Genomic DNA, 12,598 nt, shown 5'->3' on the forward strand with positions numbered 1-12,598 from the left:
TGCCCTTTCACAGGGCCACTACCATGGGTCAAAGAATAGGTCACGTCGCTTTGCGACACGGCAGTTCGCTCAGATATCTGCGACGTGTATCTGTGACCGGTCGCAGCCCAAACCGGACATTCGTAACAAGACTTTGCAGTTTCCGAGATCAGGATAAAGCGGTCGATGACGAGAAGCTTAGAGTTTTCAAATTCCAGTATGGAAAATCGAAGGGCGCACGGCATCCTCTTACCTTCGAACAATAAAGTTTTGGCGATGAACAACGTACACTGCTCAAATTGAATTCAAAAAACGCTCTATTTCCACTAGGGCTTTAGGCCAGGCAGGATCATACTCTGGCATCGTATTGTTTGCTGTCTCAAGGCCAATAAAGCGCGCCTTCTGGATGCCGGAGGCGAAAATCCTACCTTGTTCAACACTGTGCATCCTGTCTTGATTAGCGTGCATAACCAGAGCCGGACAGGTGATCCGCAGAAGTAGATCGGTTACGTCGACCCCTGCGACCAGTGGTCCAATCTTGAGCCAATCCTGATGGTCAATTGCCACTTTCATAAATTCTGCATAAGTGCGCTGGTCATGCGGACTTGCGGTTGGAGCAAATGATTGCGCCATCAAGTCTCTTGCAGAAGGGTATTCATCGTTCCAGCCTTCAAGACTCATATCCATCATTGCTTGCCCAAGCGCGGCAATTCCGGGCTGTGAACGCACCGCGAGTCCTTGTGCAAATCCACCGAGTAGAACCAACCCCGAAACACGGTCAGGATTATTTGCGGCAAAAGCCGCGGCAATGGTTGCCCCAAAAGAAATGCCAAACAATGGAACTTTTTCGATCCCGGCTGCGTCCAGTACGGCCTCAACATCTTCGACGATCCGATTCAAAGACACATCCTGCACGCCCCTCTGGGACAAGCCATTGTTTCTACCATCAAACCGATAAAGGCAGCGATTTTCAGAAAGCAGCGGCAACCACCCGGCGATGGTGTTCATCGTCCAATCGTATTCCAGATGCCTAAGCCAGTTTGGTGTGATCAGTAACTTTCTACCACTTCCAGTGGATGTCCAGGCAAGCGTTGTACCGTCTTTTGATTTTGCAAAGCGGACGTCTTGAGAGCTAGCCAGCAGCTTGTTCTTTGCGCGTCTTTTGTCACCATCTAAATCAATAGAGTAGGCTTCAACTGGATTTGGAATTCCCTTCAACCGTATCGAGCTTTCTGGTCGCAAAGCAACCGCCAGCGAAGTTCCCGCAACTTCAGCAGCTGTCTTGCTGACGAGACAACTTCCAATATGCGCGCTGGACTGAAGGCGCGACGCAACATTCACGGCCTCTCCGAACAAGTCTGTGCCATTTGGCATTACGTCGCCAACGTGGAGACCTCCTCGAAGTGTTACGTCTTCATCTCTCATCTGATTGAAAATCTGGCTGGCAGCATTAATTGCGTCTGTGGCTGCAACAAACTCAACCAAAGCACCATCTCCCATCAGCTTGAATATTCGTCCTTTGTTTTCATGGACCAACGGTCTGATCACATCGTCCAAAATGCGTTGTAGAGTGTTCAGCGTGGTCTCAGCATCCTCTGACATGCGCTTGGTATAATCGACGACATCGAGGCATAGGATCGCAGCAATTTTCCGCTTCATCAGTCGATGTGATCCTTTTAGCTAAACCAATTCCTCTGAACCAAAATTAACAGACGAATAGATTTTTGTGACCAAAACTTGTGCCTGGGCATTTTGCTAAGCCTGCAAGTTCCCAAACTTGCGCTGAAACACACAGCCGAGCAAAACGTCTTATTGGCTGGCGAAACCTAGAATTAAGGTGAATGACTAACGCATTTCACGTCGCTAACGAAGGTTCACTTCGAAATATCCAATCTAATGGTATCAGTCCGTAGTTCTTCTCATCTGTGACCGATGGCAGCCCGAAGCGGAACTTCGACCCCGAGCTTTGCAAAATCTAACAAGCGGACGGCAGCTACCATTAGTGTGAATGGCTTGAAGGTATCGAGCATTCGCCACGGCGACAATTTAAGAAAAAAATGACTGCGAGAAACAAGGTGGCTGAAACTGCTCTCTGACAGAAAACAGGCGTCCCCGCACACTTTCGCGCAATTCGAGCTTAGTCCAAGGTGTTTCTGGTGATGAAGGTGTACGAGCTTTCAACCAGATCGATGACGACATCCAGCTCTTCGGGTGTGTTTGGAGTATAGATCATGACAAAGCCGCTCCACCCAGGACGTTGCTTGGCCCAAGGGTGAGCTACGGCCCAGCCAGCCTCAATTGCCCTTCGCGCCATTTCTGGGTCGAGCGAGGCGTGCAAGCTGCCATCAGGATGCATGTGCGCAAACTCAAACCCACCGACGATCGAGTTCGGTTGGGACAACAACATATCGGGATCAAGCTGAAAGCCAATCGCGCCAGGTAATGATATGCGTGTTGGGCCAAGTGTGACTCCTGGGAATTGCGCAACTCGATCCAGCAATAGCTGGGCCAATTCGGCATCAATCTCGACACCAATCTGAGTATGCGGTACGCCGCTTGTCGTTTCAGGACGGGGTGAGGTGCGCTCCGGCAAGGAGCGCTCTTGTGCGGACGCCATCGAGCACATCAATGTCACTACCGTCACAGCAACCGCCAATGTTCTCAGGTGTACATTCATCGTGTTGACCATCCGCCAAAATCAAAGATTGAGTGCTCAGCGCCGTATCGGTGCCCCTGCACGCATCATTCAGCTTTTAACGCTTCGATATTGATCAAGAGCTCTATCTCGTCGCTCACCGCAGGTGCAAAGGCCCCAAGTCCGAATTCAGACCGCACGATAGTCGCCGTGGCAGCCAGCCCCAAGGTCGGCGTGCCCTCTTTTGGGCCAAACGGGTATGGCGCTGACTTGTTAAGCGTTGTTTCCAGAACAACAGGCTTGGTGACGCCATTCATGGTCAGGTTGCCAGAAATATCCGCGGAATTGTCCCCGGTCACTTCAATGCTGGTTGAGGCGAATGTGACCACGTCACCGTCGCTCGCGCTGAAAAAGTCATCGGACATGAAGTGTTGCAAACGGGCATCCCAGCCCGTGATCATGGATTTTACAGGCATAGACACTGTGACAGACGACGCAGACGGATCATCTTCGTTGAACTCTATCTCGCCGCTAAAACCTGAGAACATTCCAAATGTTTCAGAGAACCCGATGTGGTCGTAGCTGAACAATACCTGGCTGTGTCCAGGATCCAGCTCGTAGGTGCCACTCTCGGACAATGCGGTTGTCGCGCCCATCGATAAGAGTACCGCCAGCGGGGTTGCTGCCACTTTGAACATTGATACGCTCCCATTTTGACAAGACTTGTTTGCGGAATTGAGTATTGAGCTTTAGTTTTTAGCTGATCATACTTATAGGACGAAATGTTCTATAGCGCAACAAAGTGTTCTACAGGAGGGGCGATTGAAAGAAGATCCCAGGCTGATCGCCACACGGCAGGCCGCGCTTGATGCGGCGCAAAGGATACTGAGGGATGACGGCGTACTGCACGTAACTCATGGCGCGGTTTCAAAGGCAACGGGTATTTCGCGGAGCACACTTTACAGGCACTGGCCAGATGCGCGCAGTCTGCGTGATGCAGCATTCAGGCGCATCGCAACACCGCCGAACATACCGCCCAAAACCGATGGCCCGCTGCGATCTGACCTGCGCTGGTTACTCGGCGTACTGATGGGAGCCTTGAATGACACACCATGGGGCCAAATCGCGCCTCAGGTGGTCGCTGCTGCGTCCACCGACGAAGAAGCGCGGTTGGTGATCACTGAATTCATGAAAGACAGGTTCGCAAGTGTTGAAGCAGTATTTGCAGCCGCAATAGACCGCGGCGAGATCACCGCCGACGTTCCGGTTGAACAGCTTATAGAACTAGCAGTCGCGGCACCTTACTTCCGCAAGCTCATACGTCACGAAGCACTGGACGAGGATTGGTTGGATCGACATGTTGATCTGCTTTGCAGTATCGCGAAAACCAATTCGGGACAGTGACCATCGCCTGACTTTGCAATCAAAGCGACCTGCAACAGCCGCGAGATTTCGGCAGAACAGCAAATTAGATCAAAAGCATATCCAGCTAGTTCCCAATAGCGGTTGCTCCAAAAGGTCTCGGCAAAGACTCGCAATGATCGTTCTTCGAATTTTGCAAAGTCCGCGTTCTGCGCATTTCTGTAATTCGGGCAACGCGCGGCATCGGCCAAAGTGGGCTCGATGCGGCCATTCTCCGCGGCTTGCATGTTTGGCAGGTCCAGCCCAATCCGGACACTTAATCCAAGACTTTGCAATTCCGACTTGCGGACAAAACTGACCTTGGAGTCTACACCTTCGCTGACGCAGGATCCACCGCACTGGCAGCAACAGCTTTTCCCTTCAACAGGAAAATCGCCAAAGCGGCCGTTCCACAGAAGGCTTGGGAGCTCCTTGATCGCTCTTTGACTAGATGGCACTCTGGCATGGAAACAAAGGGGCTTGGCTCAGCGCATAATCAGAGCTAGCAAATAGGCGTCAGGATCATGAAATTGGGCTTCTTCGCGCAAGGAAAGCGAAGACAGGCAACATTGTTACGATCCAGACCACGCTATAAATTGCGGATGGGATGGCATATTCGCTTAACCCATTGGTGTTAGGCAACAGCAAAGTGGCAATTGCGATTCCCAAAGCTCCGTTTTGAACGCCGGTCTCAATTGAAATCGTCTTCGCCTCGATGTCTGTGCATCCGAGCATCCCTGAACTCATGATGCCAATAAACGTGAGTGACGCACCTACAACAAAAAGTGCGGGTCCAAGCCTAAGGTAGTTATCCGCGACCACCACCCAGTTTGAAATGATAGCGCCTCCGATGACCATCGCAAAAAGTAGCATAGAGACCTTGCTAAAGATTGGTTCGACCGCAGCTACAATTCGCGGCGCCAAGGATCGCGCGATCACCCCGGCTAGGATCGGTGAAGCTGTTAAAAAAAACATTGCTAAAGCCGTCGAAGAAATGTCGATAGCGGGCGCAGTTGCCCCCATGAACATCTGCATCGAAAACCCCAGGATGAGCGGTACGGTAACAACACAAGTCAGACTGAAGACTGCTGTAAGAGTAACGGACAAAGCGACATCCCAATTCGAAAGCTTGGTCACGATGTTACTGATCGCCCCGCCCGGACAGGCCGCTAAAATCATGACGCCAACGGCTGCCTCAGCGGAAATCCCAAAGATAAAAGTCACCATCAAAGCGATGCAAGGCAGCAAAATGATCTGGTTGAGAGCGCCGACGCAAAAGGCCCGTGGACGTCGTCCGATGCGTTGAAAGTCAGCCGCTGTGAGTCCGAGGCCAAGGCAGAACATGATGACAACAACTGCGAGCGGCAGCAGCACAGATATGAAAATTTCGCCCATCTACCATGACCTCTATGGCTGCATGCTTCCGCACGCTTTCGGACGATACCGTTCAGAAAACCTGATGACGAGTGTTATCAGTTTGGCGCATTTATCCTCAAGCGCCCGAAGATCGAGGCTGTCTCTATTTATTATACCTATCACGGGGTTGGACGATCTGGCGTGAAAGAGCTTTCCAGTGCTAATCTCACTGTATGGCAAGTGTAACTTACGCATTCGCCCGCGCGATGGCCAACGCCGCCGGGATGACGCTGAACGACGATGGCGCCCTGATTTCGAATGGCGCTGTCGTGCTGCGTCTACCAGAAGCTCAACACGGCCAATTGGCGGATGATGCGTATTTCGATTTGATAGATTGGATTCGTGCGCAACAAGCGGACGAGGCCGCGTTAGTTGAGGCCTATGCAAACGCGATTGCGACCGATGATCTCGGCGTACTTGGCCTGGCCGTTAAGACAGCTCCGACCTTGCGGCAATCATTGCAACGGATCGAGCGCTATTTTCGTCTCGTCACGGACACCGCAGTGTACAGACTTGATGAAACCGGCGACCCGGTTCTTTGGATTTTTGAAGGACAAACACCACATCGCGCCGCCTTGGAGCTGCGCAACGAATGCGCGCTTGCGGCCTTTGCGAGGAACATGCATCGGTTTGTGGGTGATGGGTTGTCGCTCGCATATGTCACGTTTCAGCATGCATGCAGACAAGAGCCAGAACATTACGCCGAATATTTCGGGTGCCCGGTTCGATTTGGGAGCGCCCACAACGCCATTGCTATGCGCCCTGCTATGCTGGAAAGCGAAAATCGTCTTGGCGATCCGGGCTTGTCAGATTTCATGACGAAGCACCTGGATGAGGAGTTCAACTCTCGCGATGACGACACCTCACTGAGCCAAGCAATTGTCCACCGGCTTACACCGGCCCTGAGTAACGGCGCACCGCAGGCAGCGCATGTCGCCCAAGAGATGGGAATGAGCGAGCGCACTCTTTACCGCAGGTTGGCCGAAGAAGGGCTGACCTATCGCGACGTTCTTGGTCAGGCACAAGTTGCACTCGCTCGTGACCTGCTCCGTGACGGTAAGGCTTCCATAGCCGAGATCGCATTTATGACCGGGTTTTCGGAACAGAGCACGTTCAGCCGCGCCTTCAAGCGCTGGGTTGGCCAGGCTCCGGCACGATTCCGGCAGCAGGCGACCTCCGACTAGGCACACACCTCAAGACCACATGGCAGGTTCGGCCAAAACCTTGGCAGGGCGGGCCGATACCTCAAACGATGTGGCGCCTAACTTCTTCTTTGTCAGATCCACCTGGGGCGCTCCCGAGTAAAGCAAACCAATTTGCCCCTCTCAGACAAAGGAAATTTGCAATGAGCAATCATGACCACAAACATGGAGCAAGCTGCGCTTGCGACGTCACGCCCGAACGCGTTGATATGGCGCGCCGGCGACTCTTGCAACAAGCCGCCGGTGCGGCCGCGGCAGGTACAACAATAGTGGCTGGCGGGCAGGCCCTTGCCGCGACCGACGAAGCACGCGCCTACTATGCTGACCCGGAAAATCCAGGCCTTCCCCAAATCGACATGACCATCGAGCCGGGGCGTACTGCGCTTGTGGTGACCGACCCCCAGATTGATTTTTTGTCAGAGGACGGTGTGACGTGGGGTGTCGTTGGCGAAAGCGTGACCGAACAGGGCACGGTCGACAATATCGAACGGCTTTTCATTGCCGCCAAGGCTGCGGGGATGCCGGTCTTCATCTCGCCCCACTATTACTACCCACATGACCACAAGTGGGAGTTCGAGGGCACTCTGGAAGCCACGATGCACAGCATCGGCATGTTTGACCGCCTGGGACCGCTCAATTTGGACAACTTCGAGGGCTCAGGTGCCGACTGGATGCCGCAATACAAGAAGTACATCGAGGATGGCGAAACCATCATTTGCTCGCCACACAAGGTTTACAGCCCTGCTCAGAATGACCTGAACCTGCAATTGCGTAAACGCAAGATCGACAAGGTGATCCTCGCGGGGATGTCGGCGAACCTGTGTACGCAGGCGCATCTCTACGAGCTGCTGGAGCTGGGCTACGAAGTCGCTGTCGTTCGCGATGCCACAGCCGGGGCCAAGGTGCCTGAAGGTGACGGGTATCTCGCCGCCATCATCAACTTCCGAATGGTCGCCAACGGCGTCTGGTGGACCGACGACGCGGTTGAGCGCATTGGCCAATCGGCCTGACGCAAATCGATCTTCAAATTTGATCCTGACATCCTGAAAGGACATATCATGACACGCATCTTCACATTTCCCGCACTTACAACAGCGTTGACTCTCGCCCTGGCGGCGGCGGCATTGGCTGACGATGAATACAACGTTTCGAACAGTCTTACCTTGACTGGGCAGCCCCTCGGCATGCATGGCGTCGATCCTGTATCGATGTTTGAAGCCGAAAAACCCGAAATGGGCAACGCCACTTTTACATCGGCCCATGATGGAGTGGACTACTATTTTGCGTCGCAGGCAGCGCAAGCCACATTCGAGGCGGATCCGACGGCACATCTGCCTCAATTCGGCGGGTTCTGCGCCTTTGGCGTCTATGTAGGCAAGAAGCTTGATGGCGATGTTCGGTATGCCGATATCGTGGACAACAAGCTCTATCTCTTTGTGAATGAGGACATCTTCAAGAAGTACCTTGAGGACAAAGAGACCGTGATCCAAGGCGCCCATGCCAAGTGGGCAGACATCCACCACACGCCTGTCGGCAGCCTTTGATCGAGGAATTTGGTGGCTTTTGCCGGTCGGAGCCACCGCTGCCTCTCCCCTCCCCAAAAGGCCGGCATTTCTCCAAGACGCCCTGTCCGCAATGACAATTCGCGTGCGTCGAAAACTCTTCCCAAAGGAAACCAGACATGACTGATTTTGAGACCTATACAATCGCCTCAGCCCCTGATGCCGCGAAACCAATTCTGGAAGCATCGCTGAAAGGATATGGTTTTGTGCCCAACCTTTATGCGGCCATGGCCGAAGCGCCCGCAATTTTGGAAGGCTATACGACACTTTCCAACATCTTTGGAAAGACCGGCCTGTCAGAGACTGAGCGCCAGATCATCCTTATGACCAACAACCGGTTGAACGGGTGCAAGTACTGCATGGCCGCCCATACCACTCTTTCACAGATGGCCGGTGTCCCCGAAGACGTGATCGCAGCGTTACGCGATGGCAGCCCTATCGCCGACCCCAAATTGGAAGCACTGCGCAAATTCGCCATCGTGATCAACGAAAGCCGGGGCTGGCCCAGCGACGCGCAGGTCGAGGCGTTTCTGACGGCTGGTTACACACGCCAATCTATGCTGGAAGTCATCCTTGGCACAGCGTTGAAAACCCTGTCGAACTATACGAACCATGTGGCGGACACAGCTTTGGATGATGCCTTTGTCCCAAATGCATGGATCGCCCCGGTCGCGGCGGTGGCTGAATAGCGCGACGCCCGCCCATTTGTTAATCTTGCTTTTGGATCTGTGTTTGGTTCCCGACAAGAAGGGGATCTGATTTGAGACGTCCGACAGCAAAGTCAACAAAAGTGCGCACCTTCGCAGACACGGTTCGTCCCTCTTGATGCACAAGATGGATGGGGACTTCGGGTGGTTCATACGACTTTAGAACAGTCTTGAGCCGCCCATCTGCAATGTAGGGTGCGACTTGATAGGACAGAAGCCGCCCGACACCATGACCTTGCAAGGCCAACTCGATCACAGCGTCATTTGTGTTCATGCTGATGCGTGGGCTCATGCGTTTGGTGATAGTCTTTCTGCCCCGTTGAAAATGCCATTGGGCCGATGCATTCAAGGCAGTTGAATTAATGATTGCATGGCAGGATAAATCGTCGGGCGTATCTGGTTCGCCATATCGGTCAAGATATTTACGGGAAGCAAAAACGACCTGCCTCACCGTACCACACCTGACAGCCATCAAACTGGAATCAGCGAGGTTGCCAATTCTGATCCCGACGTCGAGACCCTCATCAATCAGATTGACCACGCGGTCCACATAGAGCGTGCGCGCCGAGAGCTTTGGATACAAATCCAGAAAATCGCCCAAAATTGGAGTGACGAACATACGGCCAAACAGGACTGATGCAGTAACACTAATTTCCCCAGTCGGTTCGGCATAGGAACCGACAGCGGCGCGCTCGGCCTCTTCAAGGTCAGCCAGAATACGTCTGGCATCCTCAAAAAACCTTTGCCCGCTATCAGTCAGCATCACTGAGCGCGTTGTGCGTACAAAAAGACGTAGCCCGAGTCTGTCCTCAAGCATAGAAACCATTCGGGTCACTGTCGGTGGTGACATGTTGAGGTCGCGGGCCGCGGCAGCGAAACCTTTTAGTTCGGCGACCTTCACAAAGACTTTTAACGCGTGAAATCTGTCCAAGACACTATTCCATATTTTCGAATAATATATTGCCAAGTATCCAAATTCCGCAACTTGAAAGCTCCAATTAACTTCACCTCAGTCCCAGGGCATCGCCCAGGCCGAGATGGAGAATTCAATGGCACGACCCTTTGCAGAGATCAGCTTCAAGCCCTCCGTTCGCAAAACGCAGGCCAAAAACGGGTCAGCTAACGGCTACGCGAAGTTTCTGGACGGCACGCGTCAGGAGGACTCTATCAGCCCGGTCGAGGCCAGGTTCATCGAGCAAAGAGACGGCTTCTATCAGGCAACAGTCTCGGAAACCGGCTGGCCCTATGTACAATTTCGCGGTGGACCTGCGGGTTTTCTAAAAGTGTTGGATGAACGGACACTTGCCTACGCCGATTTCCGCGGCAACCGGCAATATCTCAGCACCGGGAATCTGCTGGACAATGACCGAATCTCGCTGATCCTGATGGATTATCCCAATCAGCGACGCCTCAAGATCTGGGGTCGGGCGAAACTCATTGATGCCGATGCCGATCCGGCGCTGATGCAACGCCTGAGTGAGCCGGGCTATCGCGCTCATCCTGAGCGGGCGATTGTGATCAAGCTTGAGGCAATGGACTGGAACTGCCCGCAGCACATCCCCCAACGCCTGACCCTTGAAGAATTTGAAGATCAACTCGTCCCGCTTCGCACTGAGCTGGAAGCACTGAAAGCTCAAAACGCAAAGCTCGAAGAGGCACTGGATCAGCAAAGCTGACCGATATCAAGCCCCGCGCGTTCAAGCGCGCACGCCGTAACCTGAAGAAAGGAAACATCCATGTCGCGCAATCTGAAATCCGTCCTGAACGCCAGCATTCTCGCACTTTCCATTGCTGTGCCATTTGCTCCGGCGCCTGCAATCGCCGCAGAGACTGGAGTTGAAGCTGCGCAAGCCGTCAGCTTCCGCACGGAAGAAATCGGCGACATAGCTATCGCCTATCGTGAAGCCGGAGATTCAAACAGACCTACTGTCCTGCTGCTTCACGGCTTTCCGACCTCATCACATATGTTCCGCAACCTTATCCCTGAACTGGCCAAGCACTACCACGTGATCGCACCCGATTTTCCCGGATTTGGAGCGTCGGACATGCCAAAAGCCGAGAATTTCGAGTATTCCTTTGCGAACATTGCCGAAATTATGACGTCTCTGCTCGACCGGAAGGGTGTCGATCAATATGCGGTCTATCTGATGGATTACGGTGCCCCGGTTGGTTTCCGTATGTTTGCGGAACAGCCCGAGCGGGTAACCGGCTTTATCATTCAAAACGGGAATGCTTACGAGGAAGGGCTGCGCGAGTTCTGGAATCCAATCAAAGCCTATTGGGCCGAGCCATCGCAAGAGAACGGCGACCAGCTTCGTGGATTCCTCACTCTGGATGCAACCAAATGGCAGTTCACCCACGGTGTTAAAAACCCGGAACTGGTCAGTCCCGACAATTATTGGCATGTCCAATACCTGCTCGACCGCGAAGGCAATCAGGAGGTGCAACTCGAACTCTTCCTGGATTACGGCACCAACGTTGCCGAGTACCCAAAATGGCAAGCGCTGTTTCGCGAGCATCGACCCCCGGCACTGCTGATGTGGGGTAAGAATGATCACATTTTTCCGGTCGAAGGCGCCTATCCCTATCAACGCGATCTGAATGATCTCGATTTTCATCTGCTCGATACGGGTCACTTCGCGCTGGAAGAATATGGGCCCGAGATTGCGGCGCAAATGACCGACTTTCTGAACCGCATCACCGCCGCCAGCAACTGACGTAAAACTGGCCGCACCATGCTCAAAGGTGCGGCCGACGCATGGAGAAAACCAATGAATACGCAAGCAAATACTGTCAGACAGGTAACGGTTGAAATCGTACACGGCTTTGTCGACGGTGGCGCCGGTGGAAATCCCGCAGGCGTCGTCCTGGATGCTGATGAATTGGGCGAACAGGATATGCAAACCGTCGCGGCAAGGGTTGGATTGTCCGAAACGGCCTTTGTGTCGCAGTCCAAGACAGAGGGCTTCAAACTGGATTTCTTCACACCGAACAGGCGCATCGCTCATTGCGGTCATGCAACAATTGCCGCCTTCTCTCACCTTGACGCGCTGGGCCGGATTCCCAATCCCAACACCTCGAAGGAGACAGTTGATGGGCCAAGGCGCATACTAATGAAAGAGGGTGCCGCCTATATGGAACAGCTGGCCCCAAAATACGCGATACCAGAGGAATGGGTGGAAAAAGGTGTAAGCATCGACGATGTACTGAACTCCCTTGGGATCAACAGACATCATCTTGATCAAGAAATACCACCGGTTTTAGTCAATACCGGTAACAGTTTCATTGTCATCGGCCTCGCTGATGCCGATGGTCTTGCCAATGTGAAACCAGATTTTGCCAAAATCACGCAAATCAGCGAACGACTGGATTTGATCGGCTACTACGTCTTCACAAGAGACCCATCGGCGACCGACCGAGACGCTACAACCCGCATGTTTGCGCCCCGATACGCGATTGAGGAAGAAGCCGCGACGGGGATGGCTGCGGGGCCCTTAGCATGTGTATTGCACGACTTTGTCGTATCATCTCAACGATCATTTCAAATCGAACAAGGGGTGTTTATGAACCCGGCGAGTCCGAGCCTGATAAAAGTCGATCTGGAAATCGACAATGGAACAATCTCTGGCCTCTTGGCAGGTGGTTTCGGCAAGGTCATGTGCTCGCGTCGAATTAGTTTCTAGCGTTGCGCTCGCG

14 protein-coding genes are annotated in these 12,598 nt (G+C 53.2%); 8 read left to right on the forward strand and 6 right to left on the reverse strand.

From position 1 onward, the window contains the following. The 4 genes from ACR0DU_RS19710 to ACR0DU_RS19725 form a co-directional block, all read right to left on the reverse strand. Window positions 1–224: hypothetical protein (locus ACR0DU_RS19710; RefSeq protein WP_480876899.1), on the reverse strand; the 224-nt coding region annotated here is incomplete at its 3' end. 49 nt (window positions 225–273) lie between these two features. Next, window positions 274–1,638 (reverse strand): alpha/beta fold hydrolase, encoded by a 1,365-nt coding sequence (locus tag ACR0DU_RS19715; protein WP_480876902.1) that lies wholly within the window; start codon window positions 1,636–1,638, stop codon window positions 274–276. A gap of 478 nt (window positions 1,639–2,116) precedes the next feature. Continuing rightward, window positions 2,117–2,656, reverse strand: a complete 540-nt coding sequence (locus ACR0DU_RS19720; RefSeq protein ID WP_480876905.1) for a luciferase domain-containing protein — start codon at window positions 2,654–2,656, stop codon at window positions 2,117–2,119. A 65-nt stretch (window positions 2,657–2,721) separates the two neighbouring features. Continuing rightward, on the reverse strand, window positions 2,722–3,312 hold the full coding sequence (locus ACR0DU_RS19725; RefSeq protein WP_010443186.1) for a YceI family protein: 591 nt from the start codon (window positions 3,310–3,312) through the stop codon (window positions 2,722–2,724). Between the two features lie 124 nt (window positions 3,313–3,436). Between ACR0DU_RS19725 and ACR0DU_RS19730 the strand changes: the two genes are divergently transcribed. Next, window positions 3,437–4,018 (forward strand): TetR-like C-terminal domain-containing protein, encoded by a 582-nt coding sequence (locus ACR0DU_RS19730; protein WP_480876908.1) that lies wholly within the window; start codon window positions 3,437–3,439, stop codon window positions 4,016–4,018. A 519-nt stretch (window positions 4,019–4,537) separates the two neighbouring features. On the opposite strand, the gene ACR0DU_RS19735 is transcribed toward ACR0DU_RS19730, so the two are convergent. Continuing rightward, entirely contained in the window at window positions 4,538–5,410 is an 873-nt protein-coding gene (locus tag ACR0DU_RS19735; RefSeq protein WP_480876911.1) for a bile acid:sodium symporter family protein, read from the reverse strand. A gap of 194 nt (window positions 5,411–5,604) precedes the next feature. Here ACR0DU_RS19735 and ACR0DU_RS19740 point away from each other — a divergent pair, with 194 nt between their 5' ends. The 4 genes from ACR0DU_RS19740 to ACR0DU_RS19755 all read left to right on the forward strand — a co-directional run bounded on the left by ACR0DU_RS19740 (window position 5,605) and on the right by ACR0DU_RS19755 (window position 8,884). Continuing rightward, a complete protein-coding gene (locus ACR0DU_RS19740) occupies window positions 5,605–6,615 on the forward strand; it encodes an AraC family transcriptional regulator (protein WP_170485340.1) in 1,011 nt (336 codons plus the stop codon). 161 nt (window positions 6,616–6,776) lie between these two features. Then, on the forward strand, window positions 6,777–7,643 hold the full coding sequence (locus ACR0DU_RS19745; protein WP_058282012.1) for a cysteine hydrolase family protein: 867 nt from the start codon (window positions 6,777–6,779) through the stop codon (window positions 7,641–7,643). A gap of 48 nt (window positions 7,644–7,691) precedes the next feature. After that, window positions 7,692–8,177 carry a YHS domain-containing (seleno)protein gene (locus tag ACR0DU_RS19750; protein ID WP_113789121.1) on the forward strand — a complete coding sequence of 162 codons (486 nt, stop codon included), beginning with the start codon at window positions 7,692–7,694 and terminating at the stop codon, window positions 8,175–8,177. A 137-nt stretch (window positions 8,178–8,314) separates the two neighbouring features. Then, window positions 8,315–8,884, forward strand: a complete 570-nt coding sequence (locus tag ACR0DU_RS19755; protein ID WP_480876916.1) for a carboxymuconolactone decarboxylase family protein — start codon at window positions 8,315–8,317, stop codon at window positions 8,882–8,884. Between the two features lie 19 nt (window positions 8,885–8,903). On the opposite strand, the gene ACR0DU_RS19760 is transcribed toward ACR0DU_RS19755, so the two are convergent. Continuing rightward, a complete protein-coding gene (locus tag ACR0DU_RS19760) occupies window positions 8,904–9,833 on the reverse strand; it encodes a LysR family transcriptional regulator (protein ID WP_480876919.1) in 930 nt (309 codons plus the stop codon). Window positions 9,834–9,951: 118 nt separating this feature from the next. Between ACR0DU_RS19760 and ACR0DU_RS19765 the strand changes: the two genes are divergently transcribed. Genes ACR0DU_RS19765 through ACR0DU_RS19775 form a run of 3 tightly spaced genes read left to right on the forward strand, consistent with a single transcriptional unit; the run spans window position 9,952 to window position 12,585 of the window. Continuing rightward, the gene (locus ACR0DU_RS19765) at window positions 9,952–10,578 is read left to right on the forward strand and encodes a pyridoxamine 5'-phosphate oxidase family protein (RefSeq protein WP_480876922.1); all 627 of its coding nucleotides are present in this window, start codon (window positions 9,952–9,954) and stop codon (window positions 10,576–10,578) included. A gap of 60 nt (window positions 10,579–10,638) precedes the next feature. Further along, on the forward strand, window positions 10,639–11,619 hold the full coding sequence (locus ACR0DU_RS19770) for an alpha/beta fold hydrolase (protein WP_480876925.1): 981 nt from the start codon (window positions 10,639–10,641) through the stop codon (window positions 11,617–11,619). A gap of 54 nt (window positions 11,620–11,673) precedes the next feature. Beyond that, a complete protein-coding gene (locus ACR0DU_RS19775) occupies window positions 11,674–12,585 on the forward strand; it encodes a PhzF family phenazine biosynthesis protein (protein ID WP_480876928.1) in 912 nt (303 codons plus the stop codon). Window positions 12,586–12,598 lie beyond the last annotated feature (13 nt).

It is taken from the genome of Ruegeria sp. G2, assembly GCF_056533505.1.